Source organism: Bacillus sp. UNC437CL72CviS29, assembly GCF_000482345.1.
Classification (GTDB): Bacteria; Bacillota; Bacilli; order Bacillales; family Bacillaceae_G; genus Bacillus_A; species Bacillus_A arachidis.
The window spans coordinates 117,312-134,459 of record NZ_AXVB01000013.1; the positions used below are offsets into that span (position 1 = coordinate 117,312).

General features: G+C 36.1%; 14 protein-coding genes and 1 rRNA gene. 7 read left to right on the top strand and 8 right to left on the bottom strand.

Translation table 11 applies throughout. From position 1 onward, the window contains the following. Positions 1-163: 163 nt before the first annotated feature. From noc to rpmH, 8 genes are all read right to left on the bottom strand, one after another. The gene (gene noc, locus M014_RS0113190; protein WP_026592164.1) at positions 164-1,036 is read right to left on the bottom strand and encodes a nucleoid occlusion protein; all 873 of its coding nucleotides are present in this window, start codon (positions 1,034-1,036) and stop codon (positions 164-166) included. 105 nt (positions 1,037-1,141) lie between these two features. Next, complete coding sequence (gene rsmG / locus M014_RS0113195) at positions 1,142-1,861, bottom strand: 16S rRNA (guanine(527)-N(7))-methyltransferase RsmG (protein WP_026592165.1); 720 nt, start codon at positions 1,859-1,861, stop codon at positions 1,142-1,144. A gap of 22 nt (positions 1,862-1,883) precedes the next feature. Beyond that, positions 1,884-3,773: a tRNA uridine-5-carboxymethylaminomethyl(34) synthesis enzyme MnmG gene (mnmG, locus tag M014_RS0113200; RefSeq protein WP_026592166.1), complete on the bottom strand. Its 1,890-nt coding sequence runs from the start codon at positions 3,771-3,773 to the stop codon at positions 1,884-1,886. Between the two features lie 46 nt (positions 3,774-3,819). Further along, a complete protein-coding gene (gene mnmE / locus M014_RS0113205; RefSeq protein WP_026592167.1) occupies positions 3,820-5,196 on the bottom strand; it encodes a tRNA uridine-5-carboxymethylaminomethyl(34) synthesis GTPase MnmE in 1,377 nt (458 codons plus the stop codon). Positions 5,197-5,430: 234 nt separating this feature from the next. Next, positions 5,431-6,048, bottom strand: coding sequence for an RNA-binding cell elongation regulator Jag/EloR (gene jag / locus M014_RS0113210; protein ID WP_026592168.1), 618 nt, complete (start codon positions 6,046-6,048; stop codon positions 5,431-5,433). Further along, positions 6,045-6,812, bottom strand: a complete 768-nt coding sequence (gene spoIIIJ / locus M014_RS0113215) for a YidC family membrane integrase SpoIIIJ (protein WP_026592169.1) — start codon at positions 6,810-6,812, stop codon at positions 6,045-6,047. Before spoIIIJ ends, jag begins: the two co-directional genes overlap by 4 nt. Before the next feature lie 58 nt (positions 6,813-6,870). After that, positions 6,871-7,218, bottom strand: coding sequence for a ribonuclease P protein component (gene rnpA, locus M014_RS0113220; protein WP_026592170.1), 348 nt, complete (start codon positions 7,216-7,218; stop codon positions 6,871-6,873). 76 nt (positions 7,219-7,294) lie between these two features. Then, positions 7,295-7,429 carry a 50S ribosomal protein L34 gene (gene rpmH / locus M014_RS0113225; protein ID WP_000831901.1) on the bottom strand — a complete coding sequence of 45 codons (135 nt, stop codon included), beginning with the start codon at positions 7,427-7,429 and terminating at the stop codon, positions 7,295-7,297. Positions 7,430-7,992: 563 nt separating this feature from the next. Here rpmH and dnaA point away from each other — a divergent pair. From dnaA to M014_RS0113260, 7 genes are all read left to right on the top strand, one after another. Further along, on the top strand, positions 7,993-9,333 hold the full coding sequence (gene dnaA / locus M014_RS0113230; protein ID WP_026592171.1) for a chromosomal replication initiator protein DnaA: 1,341 nt from the start codon (positions 7,993-7,995) through the stop codon (positions 9,331-9,333). Between the two features lie 177 nt (positions 9,334-9,510). After that, entirely contained in the window at positions 9,511-10,656 is a 1,146-nt protein-coding gene (gene dnaN, locus M014_RS0113235) for a DNA polymerase III subunit beta (RefSeq protein WP_026592172.1), read from the top strand. 127 nt (positions 10,657-10,783) lie between these two features. Beyond that, positions 10,784-10,996 carry a S4 domain-containing protein YaaA gene (yaaA, locus tag M014_RS0113240; RefSeq protein ID WP_026592173.1) on the top strand — a complete coding sequence of 71 codons (213 nt, stop codon included), beginning with the start codon at positions 10,784-10,786 and terminating at the stop codon, positions 10,994-10,996. Positions 10,997-11,008: 12 nt separating this feature from the next. Further along, positions 11,009-12,136, top strand: a complete 1,128-nt coding sequence (gene recF, locus M014_RS0113245; RefSeq protein ID WP_026592174.1) for a DNA replication/repair protein RecF — start codon at positions 11,009-11,011, stop codon at positions 12,134-12,136. 38 nt (positions 12,137-12,174) lie between these two features. Further along, positions 12,175-14,097: a DNA topoisomerase (ATP-hydrolyzing) subunit B gene (gyrB, locus tag M014_RS0113250; protein ID WP_035415036.1), complete on the top strand. Its 1,923-nt coding sequence runs from the start codon at positions 12,175-12,177 to the stop codon at positions 14,095-14,097. An 88-nt stretch (positions 14,098-14,185) separates the two neighbouring features. Then, positions 14,186-16,657 carry a DNA gyrase subunit A gene (gyrA, locus tag M014_RS0113255; protein WP_026592176.1) on the top strand — a complete coding sequence of 824 codons (2,472 nt, stop codon included), beginning with the start codon at positions 14,186-14,188 and terminating at the stop codon, positions 16,655-16,657. Between the two features lie 240 nt (positions 16,658-16,897). Further along, positions 16,898-17,148 (top strand): 16S ribosomal RNA (locus M014_RS0113260); the annotation flags it as partial.

Genomic DNA, 17,148 nt, shown 5'->3' on the forward strand with positions numbered 1-17,148 from the left:
TCTTATTCTAAAAATAATTATGTTTATTGTAACATGAAATAAAAACTTTTCTTTTGCATCCTTATTAAACTTCAAAATTTATTCTAAAACTCCTTCTTCATTTAAGAAGAAAAATATAGGAAAAGAGACCCCCCAAAAAAGTGAGATCTCTATTACATATGAATTATTTCTTTTTAGGAATCTTAATTGTAATTTGATAGTACTCATCAAATTCTTCTTCTTCAGAATTCACATTAAGTCCACTGTTTGCAACCATTTGTAATGATTGTCTAATTGTATTCATCGCAATTCGCATATCACGACTTACCGCTTTCTGTTTTGCCTTACGCTTTGGTTTTACTTCTTCCAGTAGTTTAGCAATACGTTCCTCAGTTTGTTTTACATTCAACTGTTTTTCTATAATCTCTTGTAAAACTTTCAACTGTAATTCTTTATTTTTTAAAGGAATGAGAGCACGGGCATGTCGTTCTGTAATACTTTTTTCTAGCAATGCTTGTTTAATTTCTTCAGGCAACTTTAATAATCGCAACTTATTTGCGATTGTTGATTGTCCTTTTCCGAGCCTTTGTGCTAATGCTTCTTGTGTTAAATTATGTAACTCAATTAACTTTTGGTAAGCGATAGCCTCTTCAATTGCTGTTAGCTCTTCACGTTGCAAGTTCTCAATTAGAGCAACAGAAGCTGTTTCAGTATCATTTAAGTTTTTTATAATTGCCGGAACCTTTTCCCAGCCTAATTTCGTTGCAGCACGAAAACGTCTTTCCCCGGCAATAATTTCATACTTACCTTCTTCATATTGCCTTACAACAATTGGTTGGATAAGTCCATGTGTACGAATGGTCAAAGCAAGTTCATCAATACGTGCATCATCAAAAACTGTGCGAGGTTGATAACGATTTGGGACGATATTTGCTATCAGAATTTCTTGTATTTCTTCATGTATCTTTTTATTTATTTCTTCATGGCTTTCTTCCTGTAATTCGAATTCGCTCTCTTTATCTCCAAAGCCAAATAAACGAGAAAACGTATTTTTCATACATATTCCACCACCTTTGGGCCTATTGAATGTCCTACACAGAAATGTTTCCTATGAAACATTTACGTTTTCATTTATATAATTTAATCTTACGTCTAATAAGATTTATTTTTCAATAGGTAATTTATTGGGTGTCCCTGGCTTACGAGGATATTTCTTTGGTGTTTTGCGCTTTTTCATAATTGATAAAATGTTACGTTCACTTTCTTCGAATGGTAATTGGAAAGTAGAGATCTCTTTTAGTTCACCACCAAGCACCTCTAAAGCATACTTACCGTTTTCAATTTCTTCATTGGCAGCCGCACCTTTCATTGCGATAAATGTCCCACCTACTTTTACAAGCGGCAAGCACAACTCACTCAGTACAGAAAGACGCGCTACAGCACGGGCCATTACGATATCAAATGATTCACGAACACCCTCTTTTTTCCCGAATGTTTCGGCACGATCGTGGCAGAACGCCACATCACTTAACTCTAATTTTTGAGCTAAATGATTTAAAAAATTGATACGTTTTTGCAATGAATCTACAATTGTTATTTTTAAATGCGGGAAACAAATCTTCAATGGAATACTTGGAAATCCAGCACCTGCACCGACATCACAAATGGAAAATGATTTTGAAAAATCAAAATAAAAAGCAGCTGTAATCGAGTCAAAAAAGTGTTTTAAATACACTTCCTCTTTCTCTGTAATAGCTGTTAAATTCATTTTCTCATTCCATTCCACTAATGTTTCAAAGTAGATTTCAAATTGCTCTAATTGCCTAGGAGAAAGAGTAATCCCTCTTTCTCCTAGCATAGATTGAAATTTTTCTATGTTCATCTTGCCATATCTCCTTACTTATTTATTGGTTCGATACTCGCGCAATTTTTCCTTGTTCAATATACACAAGTAAAATGGAAATATCAGCTGGATTTACTCCGGAAATACGGGATGCTTGCCCCATAGACAGAGGACGAACATCTTTTAATTTTTGTCTCGCTTCAGAAGCGATTCCAGAAATCGCATCGTAATCAATGTCGACAGGAATCTTCTTGCTCTCCATTTTCTTCATACGTTCTACTTGTTGTAAGGATTTTTCAATATATCCCTCATACTTAATTTGAATTTCTACCTGTTCAGCGATTTCATCGTGTATTTCCACTTCACTTGGTGCAAGAATACGAATATGTTCATACGTCATTTCCGGACGACGTAGTAAATCACTTGCACGTATTCCATCTTTTAATTCGCTTCCTCCAACACTGCGAATTAATTCCTGCACTTCAGGACGCGGTTTAATAATAATGCTTTCTAAACGTGACTTTTCTTGATCAATCTGTCCTTTTTTCGCGCTAAAACGCTCATAGCGCTCTTCTGGAATTAAGCCAATTTCATGACCAATCTCCGTTAAACGTAGATCTGCATTATCATGACGCAATAATAAACGATATTCAGCTCGGGATGTTAAAAGACGATACGGTTCATTTGTCCCTTTCGTCACAAGATCATCAATTAAAACACCAATATAAGCATCAGAACGACCTAAAATAACCTCTTTTTTCCCTAAAGAACGACATGCAGCGTTAATTCCGGCCATAATTCCTTGTCCTGCTGCTTCTTCATAGCCAGACGTACCGTTAATTTGCCCCGCTGTATATAAATTTTTAATCTTTTTCGTCTCAAGTGTCGGCCACAACTGTGTCGGTACAATTGCATCATATTCAATGGCATAACCTGTACGCATCATTTCAACATTCTCTAAACCAGGAATTGTTTTAAGCATTTCACGTTGTACATCCTCTGGTAAGCTTGTTGACAAACCTTGTACATATACTTCCTGTGTATTACGTCCTTCTGGTTCTAAGAAAATTTGGTGACGTGGTTTATCATTGAAACGTACCACTTTATCTTCAATTGAAGGACAGTAACGAGGACCCGTTCCTTTAATCATACCAGAATACATAGCTGAACGATGTAAATTTCGGTCGATTAAACGATGTGTCTCTTCACTCGTATATGTTAACCAGCATGGAATTTGATCCATAATAAATTTTGTTGTTTCAAAAGAGAAAGCGCGAGGTTTATCATCACCTGGTTGAATTTCTGTTTTGCTATAATCAATCGTATTACTATTTACACGAGGAGGCGTACCTGTTTTAAATCGCACAAGTTCGAGACCAAGCTCCTCTAAATGCTCAGATAATGTGATGGACGGTTGTTGATTATTTGGACCACTTGAATATTTTAAATCACCCATGATAATCTCACCACGTAAAAATGTACCCGTTGTAATTACAACTGTTTTCGCTGTGTATTCAGCACCTGATTGTGTAATTACACCTTTACATACATCATCCTCAACAATTAGACGTTCCACCATTCCTTGACATAATGTTAAATTTGGTGTTTCCTCAATCGTTTTCTTTAATTCGTGTTGATATGAAAATTTATCTGCTTGTGCACGAAGAGCGCGTACAGCCGGGCCTTTTCCTGTATTCAACATACGCATTTGGATGTGTGTTTTATCAATATTACGTCCCATCTCGCCGCCTAAAGCATCAATTTCACGGACAACAATCCCTTTTGCTGGTCCACCAACAGAAGGGTTACAAGGCATAAAAGCTACCATGTCTAAATTAATTGTTAACATTAATGTTTTTGAGCCCATACGTGCTGCTGCAAGACCAGCTTCGCATCCTGCATGACCTGCACCGATTACTATGACATCGTAAGAACCGGCATTGTATCCCATTGTTTATTCCTCCTAAGATTATCTATCCTTCTAAAACACTTATATGTTATTTTCCTAAACAAAATTGAGAGAACAATTGGTCGATTAAGCTTTCATGAACTGTATCTCCAGTAATTTCACCAAGTATTTCCCATGTTCTTGTTAGATCAATTTGAACCATATCAATTGGAACACCATTTTCTATTGCCTCAATAGCATCCCCAATTGTTTTTTCTGCTTGTGTCAATAAACCAATATGTCTTGCATTAGAAACATACGTCATATCTGCTGACTCAATTGTTCCTTCAAAGAATAGGTCTGCTATAGCTTGTTCTAGCTCATCTATACCTTTTTCCTCAATTAGCGACGTTGTAATCATGCGATTTGTACCTGCTAATTCTATAACACGTTCCATATCAATTTGCTTTGGTAAGTCTGTTTTATTTACAATAACAATAAAATCTTTCCCTTGCACAGCACGGAATAATTCTTCATCTTCAGTCGTTAATGCTTCACTATAATTTACTACAATTAGGACTAAATCAGCCTGCCCCATCATTTCTTTTGAACGTTCTACACCAATTCGTTCAACAATATCTTCTGTTTCACGAATTCCCGCTGTATCTATGAGTTTAAGTGGAACCCCACGTACATTGACATACTCTTCAATGACATCACGAGTTGTTCCTGCAATATCAGTTACAATCGCCTTTTTCTCTTGAACAAGACTGTTTAATAATGAAGACTTTCCAACGTTCGGTCTCCCAATAATCGCCGTTGCAATTCCTTCTCGCAAAATTTTCCCTTGCTTAGACGTTTCCAATATTTTTTTAATTTCACCGCGAACATGTGTAGCTTTTTCAATTAAAATATTGTGCGTCATTTCTTCTACATCATCGTATTCGGGATAATCTATATTCACTTCTACATGAGCCAATGTTTCTAAAATTTCTTGACGAAGGCGTCCAATTAATTTGGATAATCGCCCTTCCATTTGATTAATTGCTACATTCATCGCTCGATCTGTCTTCGCACGAATCAAATCCATTACAGCTTCCGCTTGCGATAAGTCAATACGTCCATTTAAAAATGCACGCTTTGTAAATTCACCTGGCTCTGCCAAACGTACTCCTTGAGCCAAAATAAGTTGTAATACTTTATTTACGGAAACAAGGCCACCGTGACAATTGATTTCTACAATATTTTCACGCGTAAATGTCTTTGGCGCCCGCATAATTGATACCATTACTTCTTCGATTACCTGATTTTTATCTAAGTCTACAATATGACCGTAATGAATTGTATGAGAAGAAACCTTCGTTAAATCTTTCCCTTTAAAAATGCGATTGACCTTTTCAATCGCATCTTCTCCACTTACTCGAACAATGGCAATTGCCCCTTCCCCAAGTGCCGTGGAAATTGCAGCAATTGTATCAAAATCCATGTCCTTTCACCTCGCTTGCTTATTTCTCTCTATTTCAACATTATTTTTTCCTTCACTAAACTATTAGGATACCATAACGAACCTATCTACAAAAGAATAATAACTCATTTTATTATGTCCTCATGTAAAAAACACTAAACTTATTCACAGTGGATAAGTCTAGTGTTTTTAGTTATCCACAATTTATTTTTTTCGTACACTCACAAAAAAACCGGTACTCAAATGAGCAACCGGTTATTTGGAAGATATTACTACATGCCGATGTGGTTCTTTACCTTCAGAAGTTGTAATTACATTCGGATGATTGGATAATGCTTGATGAATAATTTTTCTCTCAAAAGAGGGCATTGGTTCTAATACAACATTTTTTTTAGTTACCATTACCTGTTTTGCTAATCGATAAGAAAGCGATTCTAACGTATCTTTTCTCTTACTACGATAGTTTTCAGCATCAATTGTAATACCGATATATTGCTTCGTATTACGATTTGCAACAAGTTTTGTTAAATATTGTAAAGAATTTAGCGTATGGCCTCTTTTTCCGATTAATATTCCTACATCTTTCCCAGAAAGTGTAAATTCAATTTCTCGACCTTTTACATTTTTCGTAATCATCACTTCCACACCCATTTCCCGAACAACACTTTTTAAGTATTGCTCAGCTTCTTGGATAGGATCTTTCTTCACTACAACTTCCACGATAGCTGGACGATTCCCTATAAGGCCGAGGAACCCTCTCTTGCCTTCATCAACAACGTTCACATCTACTTGATCTCTTAAAACTTTTAATTGTCTTAAAGCATCTTGTACTGCCAGCTCGACTGTTTGTCCTTTAGCAGTAATTATACTCACTTGCTTGATCCTCCTGCCTTACTAGCCTTAATATCAGGCCCTTTGATCATATACATTTGAGCAATACCAAAGATGTTACCAACTACCCAGTATAGTGATAATGCTGCTGGGAAGTTAATTGCGAAGACTAAAATCATGATCGGCATAAGCCAAACCATCATTGCCATTTGTGGGTTTTGTCCAGCAGTACCCGCCATGGCAACCTTTTGCTGAATAAATGTTGTGATTGCCGCAACAACCGGAAGGATATAGTACGGATCTGCCTGACCTAAATCAAACCATAAGAATGTATGTTTACTAATCTCTGCCGTTCTCATAATCGCATGGTAAAATGCGAATAAAATCGGCATTTGAACAAAGATTGGTAAACAACCTGCTAATGGGTTTACACCATTCTTTTGATATAGCTGCATCATTTCTTGTTGCAGTTTTTGTTGTGTTGCTTGGTCCTTAGAGCTATATTTCTCTTTTAATTTCACCATTTCTGGTTGCAGCGCTTGCATTGCTTTCGTACTCTTCGTTTGTTTAATCATTAATGGTAATAACGCAAAACGAATAATAAGAGTTGTAACAACAATCGCTAAACCATAATTATTACCAAATAATTTTGCAAAATACGTGATTAACTGAGAAAGCGGGTATACGAAATATTCATTCCAAATCCCTGTGCTTTTCGATGTAATCGGCAGATTTGTTTCACTACAGCCTGCAGTAACTGCCATTAATGCAATAACCATGGCTAGTAAGCCTATCTTCTTTTTCACAGCCTACTCCTCCTTGTTTCGGTATGTATATAGTGTAATTCATTTTCCTTTTCCTACGCTACTTGTTTGTTATTTTCATACCAGAGCGCTTAAAGGCATGAATTAAGCTTTTCTTCAATTGTTCATATGTCATATCTGCACAAGGCTTCCTTGCTATTATAACAAAATCTTTTCCAGAATCTATCTCATCTTTTAATTCTGTAATCGATTGGCGAATCATACGCTTAATTCGATTACGCACTACTGCATTGCCCAACTTCTTGCTAACGGAAAGACCAATTCGAAAGTATGGTTGCTCCATTTTTTCAAGCTGATATACCACAAACTGACGATTTGCATTTGATTTCCCATTTTGAAAAACATCCTGAAATTCATCATTTTTCTTTACACGATTCTTTTTCTTCATATCAATTGACACTCCTGTATTTCATCAGCGGAAATTCATTATTACTAGAAAAAAAGACCACTGAACGATCAGTGGTCTACGCAGATAATACTTTTCTTCCTTTACGACGACGAGCTGCTAGCACTTTACGTCCGTTCGCTGTGCTCATACGGCTGCGGAAACCATGTACTTTGCTGCGCTTACGTTTATTTGGTTGGTAAGTTCTTTTCATTATATGACACCTCCCTGAGGAATATCTGTTAAAGACAGTCTTATAAATTATAGTTAATCAACTAGGAAAATGTCAATGGTTCTCCAAATTTTCATCAAATATTCATATTGAACCTATTCACAAATTTTTTCACAGCTGTTTTATTTCGTTGTGGATAATGTATTTTTTATTTTTTTATATCCACAAATTATTTTCCCGCTTTTACACAGTATATCGTATTGTGGACAAGTTTATTCCACAAGGTATTGATTTTGTGGATAACTTTTTGAATTTCATTGCTATAGCTATCTTTTTTTGATATTATAGTTGTGTTTTCACCTTGAACAAGTTTTCCACAGTTTTAATTTATCCACAATTTGTGCATAACATGTGGACAGTTTTAATCACATGTGGGTAAACACTTGTCCACATTTGTGTTTTTTGTCGAAAACTCTATCTCGTATACAAACGACGTTTTTGGGTTTTAAAATACGTTTCGTATAAATATACATTTACATTTTGAAAGGTTGTACAATCATTGCGCAACCTTATTCTTTTACCATCTTTGTAAAGGAGGGACACCTTTGGAAAATATCTCTGATTTATGGAATAGTGCCTTGAAAGAACTAGAAAAAAAGGTGAGTAAACCAAGTTATGAAACGTGGTTGAAATCCACTAAAGCACATGCTTTGAAAAAAAATATATTAACGATTACAGCTCCAAATGAATTTGCTCGTGACTGGCTAGAATCTCATTATTCAGAACTGATTTCAGAAACACTTTATGATTTAACAGGAGCAAAACTAGAAATTCGCTTTATTATTCCCCAAAGTCAAACTGAAGAGGAGATTGACTATCCTCCTGCTAAAAAGAAGAGAATAAATGATGAATCTAGTCACTTACCACAGAGCATGTTAAATCCAAAATATACGTTTGATACATTTGTTATTGGCTCTGGGAACCGTTTTGCTCATGCAGCTTCATTAGCAGTTGCTGAAGCACCAGCCAAAGCATATAACCCGCTATTTATTTATGGGGGCGTTGGGCTTGGAAAAACACACTTAATGCACGCAATTGGCCATTATGTCATTGAGCATAATCCAAATGCCAAAGTGGTTTATTTGTCATCGGAAAAATTTACAAACGAATTTATTAACTCAATTCGAGATAATAAAGCGGTCGATTTCCGTAATAAATATCGTAATGTTGATGTCCTGCTTATAGATGATATTCAATTCCTTGCTGGAAAAGAACAAACACAAGAAGAGTTCTTCCATACATTTAATGCATTGCATGAAGAAAGTAAGCAAATCGTAATCTCAAGTGATCGACCGCCAAAAGAGATTCCAACATTAGAAGATCGCCTTCGTTCCCGTTTTGAATGGGGGCTTATTACAGATATTACGCCGCCAGATTTAGAGACGAGAATTGCAATTTTACGAAAGAAAGCGAAAGCGGAAGGCCTCGATATCCCAAACGAAGTCATGCTCTATATTGCAAATCAAATTGACTCGAACATCCGTGAATTAGAGGGTGCACTTATTCGAGTTGTTGCTTATTCATCTCTAATTAATAAAGATATAAATGCAGATTTAGCTGCTGAAGCACTTAAAGATATTATTCCAAACTCTAAACCAAAGATTATTTCTATCTATGATATTCAAAAGGCAGTTGGAGATGTTTTTCAGGTTAAATTAGAGGACTTTAAAGCAAAAAAACGTACAAAATCAGTCGCATTTCCGCGCCAAATTGCAATGTATCTATCACGTGAGTTAACAGATTCATCTTTACCTAAAATTGGGGAAGAATTTGGTGGACGTGATCATACAACCGTTATCCATGCGCACGAAAAAATTTCAAAGCTATTAAAGACTGATACGCAACTGCAAAAACAAGTTGAAGAAATCAATGATATTTTAAGGTAGTAGCTGAATAGTGTGAATAACTTTATTTGTTTTACACACAGTCTATCCACATGTAGATAGACTGTTTTTCCGTCTCTAAATACAGTTATCCACATATCCACAAGCCCTATTACTATTACTACTATTTTTTATCTTTATTAAATAAATAAAATCTTATATTTCCCGGAGGTTTTTATTATGCGTTTTACAATTCAAAAAGACTATCTTGTAAGAAGTGTACAAGATGTAATGAAAGCAGTTTCCTCTCGTACAACAATTCCCATTCTTACAGGAATTAAAGTTGTTGCAACTGAAGAAGGTGTTACGTTAACAGGAAGCGATGCTGATATTTCAATTGAATCTTTTATACCAGTTGAAGAAGATGGAAAAGAAATTGTTGAAATTGAACAATCAGGAAGTATTGTTTTACAAGCAAAATATTTTAGCGAGATCGTAAAAAAATTACCAAAAGATACAGTAGAAATTTCTGTAGAAAATCATTTTATGACAAAAATAAAATCTGGAAAATCAGAGTTTAATTTAAATGGCTTAGATTCTGCAGAATATCCATTATTACCACAAATCGAGGAGCACCATGTATTTAAGCTTCCAACAGATTTACTCAAACATATGATTCGTCAAACTGTATTTGCTGTTTCAACTTCAGAAACGCGTCCAATCTTGACAGGTGTAAACTGGAAGGTATATAACAGCGAGTTGACTTGTATTGCAACAGATAGTCACAGACTAGCACTTCGTAAAGCAAAGATTGAAGGTCATACAATTTCTGAGGAATTTCAAGCGAATGTTGTTATTCCTGGAAAAAGTTTGAATGAATTAAGTAAAATTTTAGATGAGTCTGAGGAAATGGTAGATATCGTCATTACAGAGTATCAAGTATTATTCCGAACGAAACATTTATTATTCTTCTCAAGATTATTAGAAGGAAATTACCCAGATACAACTCGATTAATTCCAGCAGAAAGTAAAACAGACATATTTGTGAATACAAAAGAGTTTTTACAAGCAATTGATCGTGCTTCTTTGCTAGCAAGAGATGGTCGCAATAATGTTGTAAAATTATCAACGTTAGAAGAGCAAATGCTAGAAATTTCTTCAAATTCACCGGAAATCGGGAAAGTAGTAGAAGAAGTTCAATGTGAAAACGTAGAAGGGGAAGAATTAAAAATTTCCTTTAGTGCAAAATATATGATGGACGCATTAAAAGCGTTAGATAGTACAGAAATTAAAATTAGTTTTACTGGAGCAATGAGACCGTTCTTAATTCGTACAGTAAATGATGATTCCATCATCCAATTAATTTTACCGGTTCGTACTTACTAAGTGAGAGTGAGGGTTGCTAGTTAAAATATGCTAGTAGCCCTTATTTGATTTTCGGGGTATTACTTTCCTAATGCTGGTTTATTTAGTACAATGAAAGAATGAACACTTTCAGAAAGTGAGAGATTTTATGAAACGTATTAAGATTTCAACAGAGTATATTACACTAGGGCAATTTTTAAAGTTAGCTGATGTAATCGATACAGGTGGCGCTGTTAAATGGTTCTTACAGGAGTATGAAGTATACGTCAATCAAGAGCCTGAGAATAGAAGAGGCAGAAAGTTATATGCAAATGATATTATTGAAATTCCGGGAAACGGAACATTTCAAGTTCAATCATAAAGGGGGAGCCCTTTGTATATTACAGAATTACAATTAAAAAATTATCGCAATTATGAATATCTAGATCTTTCCTTTGAGGATAAAGTGAATGTAATTATTGGTGAAAACGCCCAGGGGAAAACGAATTTGATGGAAGCTATTTATGTATTAGCGATGGCCAAATCTCATCGAACTTCGAACGATCGTGAACTTATCCGATGGGATGAGGATTATGGTAAAATAAAAGGTAGATTACAAAAACGAAATAGTTCTTTGTCTTTAGAATTAAATATTTCTAAAAAAGGCAAAAAGGCAAAATTAAACCAACTAGAACAACAAAAGTTGAGCCAATACATTGGTGAAATGAATGTTGTTATGTTTGCCCCAGAAGATTTAAATCTTGTAAAAGGAAGCCCTCAAGTACGAAGACGCTTTTTAGATATGGAGCTTGGACAAATAGCACCTGTCTATTTGTATGAATTAAGTCAATATCAAAAAGTGCTCACGCAGCGAAATCACTTGCTAAAAAAAATGCAAGGGAATAGTAAAAATGAGGAAACGATGTTGGATGTATTTACACTTCAACTCATTGAACATGGTACGAAAATCTTACAAAAACGTTTTGAGTTTTTGAAATTACTACAAGAATGGGCTGCTCCAATCCATCGTGGTATTAGTAGAGGATTAGAGGAGTTAGAAATAGTCTATAAACCGAGCGTAGATGTATCAGAATCAATGGATTTGTCGAAAATAAAAGAAGTATACTATGAAAGTTTTCAGTCTGTGAAACAACGTGAAATTTTCCGTGGTACAACTTTAATTGGTCCTCATCGTGATGATTTACAATTCTTCGTTAATAGTAAAAATGTTCAAGTCTTTGGTTCACAAGGACAACAACGAACAACCGCACTTTCCCTAAAGTTAGCTGAAATTGAATTGATTTATTCAGAGGTGAAAGAATACCCAATCCTCTTATTAGATGATGTATTATCAGAGTTAGATGATTATCGTCAATCGCATCTCTTAAATACAATTCAAGGAAAAGTGCAAACATTTGTGACAACGACGAGTGTCGACGGAATTGAACACGAAACATTAAAGCAAGCGAAAACAATTCATGTAAAAAGCGGCACGGTAGATTGTGAAATAGACAGAGCATAATTTCTGTTTAAATGGAAAAGTAGGTGATCTTTGTGTCAATGGAACAAAAGCAAATGCAGGAAAATTCATATGATGAAAGTCAAATACAGGTGCTTGAAGGACTAGAAGCAGTTCGAAAACGTCCTGGTATGTATATTGGATCTACAAGCGGAAAAGGTCTTCATCATCTTGTATGGGAAATTGTTGATAATAGTATTGATGAAGCATTAGCAGGATATTGTGATGAGATTAACGTTAGTATTGAAGAAGATAATAGCATTCGTGTAACGGATAATGGTCGTGGTATTCCAGTTGGTATACAGGAAAAAATGGGACGTCCTGCTGTAGAGGTTATTATGACTGTACTTCACGCTGGCGGTAAATTTGGCGGTGGCGGTTATAAGGTTTCGGGTGGTCTCCATGGCGTAGGGGCATCTGTTGTAAATGCTCTATCAACAGAGTTAGAGGTATTTGTACACCGTGAAGGTAAGATTCATTACCAAAAGTATGAACGAGGTGTTCCGGTTGCGGATTTAAAAGTAATTGGTGAAACAGATCGTACAGGGACAATAACTCGCTTTAAGCCAGATTCAGAAATTTTTAAAGAAACGACAGAATATGATTTTGATACGTTAGCAACTCGTATGCGTGAGTTAGCATTTTTAAATCGTAATATTAAATTGACAATTGAAGATAGACGTGAAAATAAGCAAAAGAAAGAGTTCCATTATGAAGGTGGGATTAAATCTTATGTTGAGCATTTAAATCGCTCGAAGCAACCGATTCACGAAGAACCTGTATATGTAGAAGGTTCGAAAGATGGAATTCAAGTTGAAGTTTCTCTTCAATACAACGAAGGCTATACAAACAATATTTATTCATTTACGAATAATATTCATACGTATGAAGGTGGTACACATGAGGTTGGCTTTAAGACTGCTTTAACGCGTGTAATAAATGATTATGGACGAAAAAACAACATCCTAAAAGATGCTGATAGTAACCTCACAGGTGAAGATGTACGTGAAGGATTAACAGCAATTGTATCTATCAAGCATCCAAACCCACAGTTTGAGGGACAAACGAAAACAAAGCTTGGAAATAGTGAAGCGAGAACGATTACAGAATCAGTTTTCTCAGAAGCATTCGAAAAGTTTTTACTTGAGAACCCAAACGTTGCCCGTAAGGTTGTAGAAAAAGGAACAATGGCAGCACGTGCACGTGTAGCAGCGAAGAAGGCGCGTGAATTAACACGTCGAAAGAGTGCGTTAGAAGTATCAAGTTTACCAGGGAAGCTTGCGGATTGTTCTTCTAAAGATCCATCAATAAGTGAGATTTATATCGTAGAGGGTGACTCTGCAGGAGGATCGGCAAAACAAGGACGTGATCGCCATTTCCAAGCAATCTTACCACTGAAAGGTAAAATTATTAACGTTGAAAAGGCGCGATTAGATAAAATTTTATCTAATGATGAAGTACGTACGATCATTACGGCAATTGGTACAAACATCGGTGGAGATTTTGATATTGAAAAAGCTCGCTATCATAAAGTTATTATTATGACAGATGCTGATGTCGATGGTGCACATATTCGTACCCTATTATTAACGTTCTTCTATCGTTATATGCGTCAAATTATTGAGCATGGCTATATTTATATCGCACAACCACCATTGTTTAAAGTGCAACAAGGGAAAAAAATTCAATATGCCTATAATGATAAAGAGCTTGAAAAGATATTAGCAGAGTTACCAGCTCAGCCAAAACCAGGCATTCAACGTTACAAAGGTCTTGGAGAAATGAACCCGACTCAGCTATGGGAAACGACAATGGATCCAGAAGTACGTTCATTACTTCAAGTTTCTCTGCAAGATGCAATTGAAGCAGATGAAACGTTTGAAATTTTAATGGGTGATAAAGTTGAACCGCGTCGAAACTTTATCCAAGAAAATGCAAAATACGTGAAAAACCTTGATATTTAAGTAAGTAATGACAGGAATCTGAGCGTTCCTGTCTTCTACGTATAAATCAATGTATGTGTAACGGAAATGTAAGAGGAGGTGCTCGTTGATGTCAGACAATCAACAACAAGCACGAATTCGAGAAATTAATATTAGCCACGAAATGCGTACTTCATTTTTAGATTACGCGATGAGTGTTATCGTATCTCGTGCACTACCAGATGTTCGTGATGGATTAAAGCCTGTGCATCGCAGGGTTTTATACGCAATGAATGATTTAGGGATTACTGCTGATAAAGCATATAAGAAATCAGCACGTATCGTTGGTGAAGTAATCGGTAAGTATCATCCGCACGGTGATTCAGCTGTTTACGAAACAATGGTACGTATGGCACAAGATTTTAGCCAACGTTATATGCTGGTTGATGGACACGGTAACTTCGGTTCTGTTGATGGAGATTCGGCTGCAGCAATGCGTTATACAGAAGCAAGAATGTCTAAGATTTCTATGGAACTATTGCGTGATATTACAAAAAACACGATAGATTACCAAGATAACTATGACGGCTCTGAAAGAGAACCGATTGTACTACCTGCACGTTTCCCTAACTTATTAGTAAATGGTACAACGGGTATAGCGGTTGGTATGGCAACAAATATTCCGCCACATCAACTGGGGGAAGTAATTGATGGCGTACTAGCATTGAGCCATAACCCTGAAATAACTATTGCAGAATTAATGGAATTTATTCCGGGACCAGATTTTCCGACGGCGGGTCTAATCTTAGGAAGAAGTGGCATTCGAAGAGCATACGAAACAGGACGAGGTTCTATTATACTTCGTGCTAAAGTTGAAATTGAAGAAAAAACCAATGGAAAACAAGCAATTATTGTAACAGAGCTACCTTATCAAGTTAACAAAGCAAGATTGATCGAGAAGATTGCGGAATTAGTTCGAGATAAGAAAATTGAAGGTATTACAGATTTACGCGATGAATCAGATCGAAATGGTATGCGCATTGTCATGGAAGTACGCCGTGATGCAAATGCAAACGTACTATTAAATAATTTATATAAACATACAGCGCTTCAAACTAGTTTCGGTATTAATATGCTGTCCCTAGTAAATGGAGAGCCACAAGTATTAAACTTAAAACAAACTTTATATTATTATTTAGAGCATCAAAAGGTAGTTATCCGTAGACGTACTGCTTATGAATTAGAGAAAGCAGAAGCGCGCGCTCATATTTTAGAGGGACTACGAATCGCATTGGATCACCTTGATGAAGTAATAACATTAATTCGTAGTTCAAAAACTGCTGATATTGCAAAACAAGGATTGATGGAACGTTTCGGTTTAAGTGAAAAACAAGCGCAAGCAATTTTAGATATGCGCTTGCAACGCTTAACAGGACTAGAACGCGAAAAAATTGAACAAGAATACCAAGACTTAATGAAGTTAATTGCTGAATTAAAAGCAATTTTAGCAGATGAAGAAAAGGTTCTTGAAATCATCCGTGAAGAATTAATGGAAGTAAAAGAACGTTTTAATGATAAAAGAAGAACAGAAATTACAATTGGTGGTATGGAAGCAATTGAAGATGAGGATTTAATCCCAGAGCAAAATATTGCTATCACACTTACTCATAATGGTTACATTAAACGATTACCCGCTTCTACGTACAAAACACAGAACCGCGGGGGACGTGGTGTACAAGGGATGGGTACGAATGATGATGACTTCGTTGAGCACTTATTGACAACGTCTACACATGATCATATTCTATTCTTCACAAACAAAGGTAAAGTATACCGTACAAAAGGATATGAAATTCCAGAGTATAGCCGTACGGCAAAAGGTATACCAATTATTAATTTGTTAGAAGTAGACAAAGGTGAGTGGGTCAATGCCATTATTCCAATTCGTGAATTTGGTGATGATCAATTCTTATTCTTTACAACAAAACAAGGTATTTCTAAGAGAACACCTCTTTCGTCGTTTGCAAATATACGTACGAATGGTTTAATTGCAATTTCTCTTCGTGAAGAGGATGAAGTAATCTCTGTACGATTAACATCTGGTGATAAGGACATTATCGTTGGAACAAGCAACGGTATGTTAATTCGTTTTAATGAGCAAGATGTGCGTTCTATGGGACGTAATGCTGCTGGTGTAAAAGCTATTACACTAGGCGATGAAGATCAAGTTGTAGGTATGGAAATTGTTGAAGAGGATATGAATGTTTTAATTGTAACAAAAAATGGTTATGGAAAACGCACACCAGTTGAGGAATATCGTCTGCAAAGCCGTGGTGGTAAAGGTCTAAAAACTTGTAATATTACAGAAAAGAACGGTAAATTAGTGGCAGTTAAATCTGTAACAGGTGAAGAAGATATTATGCTAATTACAGCTGCAGGTGTCATTATTCGTATGCCGGTTGATCAAATTTCTCAAATGGGACGTAATACACAAGGTGTTCGACTAATTCGTTTAGGTGATGAACATGAAGTTGCAACGGTAGCAAAAGCGCAAAAAGATGATGATAACGACGAGGGAAGCGAAGAAGCTTCTGAAGAATAAGAGGGGGGAGATCCCCCTCTTATTTTTTTTGGAATAGTACTTGCATAGAGAAGAGAAAGCCTATATAATAGGCAGAGTCAGCAAATGAGAGATACAAGTTATCAAAAAAACTTGTTGACGAAAATGATATATTATGTTATATTATAAAAGTCGCCGAAACGCGATATTGAACTTTGAAAACTAAACGAAACAAACAACGTGAAACGTCAATTTTTATTTTAGATGCTAGACAAACTAACTTTATTGGAGAGTTTGATCCTGGCTCAGGATGAACGCTGGCGGCGTGCCTAATACATGCAAGTCGAGCGAATGGATTAAGAGCTTGCTCTTATGAAGTTAGCGGCGGACGGGTGAGTAACACGTGGGTAACCTGCCCATAAGACTGGGATAACTCCGGGAAACCGGGGCTAATACCGGATAACATTTTGCGCTGCATGGTGCGAAATTGAAAGGCGGCTTCGGCTGTCACTTATGGATGGACCCGCGTCGCA